Source organism: Streptococcus sp. HMSC074B11 (genome assembly GCF_001808705.1).
GTDB lineage: Bacteria > Bacillota > Bacilli > Lactobacillales > Streptococcaceae > Streptococcus.
Genome location: NZ_KV794312.1, coordinates 1 through 589, shown reverse-complemented (window position 1 = coordinate 589; position 589 = coordinate 1). Strand labels below are relative to the sequence as shown.

1 protein-coding gene is annotated in these 589 nt (G+C 39.7%); it reads right to left on the bottom strand.

Annotation, left to right across the window (positions count from 1 at the left end; genetic code table 11):
* On the bottom strand, positions 1 to 589 hold a 589-nt coding region (locus tag HMPREF2619_RS10270), incomplete at both ends, for a primase C-terminal domain-containing protein (protein WP_186821511.1).

The window sequence follows — 589 nt, the reverse complement described above, 5'->3', positions numbered from 1 at the left end:
GTTTGACTGTGAAGAAGATCTTTTGTTCTGCTTTGAGAACTTTCAATACTTTATCCAATGAGCGCTCAGGGATGTTCAAATTTTCTCGTATCTCTTTTTTTGTCGTCTGGATAAATGGATCCTCGGATTGATAGAAACCTTCTAAATAGGCCATTACGTCTGTTTTCCATTCATAGAGATGACTATTCTTCCTGTCAGCACGTTTCTTCTTAAACTTGTACCAACGTTGCTTCACAAAGAGATCTGAAGCCTTGAGTTCCTGATTGACCCACGCTCTACATAAAGTCATTACATAGTCACGACTAGCAGCTTCATATTTTCCTGAATAAGCGCTTGTGATAATCTTATGATATTCGGCTGAAGAGAGTGGTTCGTCTAAACTTGCATTAAAGTTAGAAAGAACCTCCTCACACTCTTCCTGATCGATTCCTGAAGAGAAGTTAGCTAAAGCCAGCGTGAAAAGAACGTTGTTTCTTCCCATCAAGGCTTTTCCACCTTTGATATTTCCCTCTCTCATCAGCAATTGATACCATGGTTCATCAATCTGTTTCACCCCTTTAGAGCCTGAAATAACCGTCAAATTGGGCTT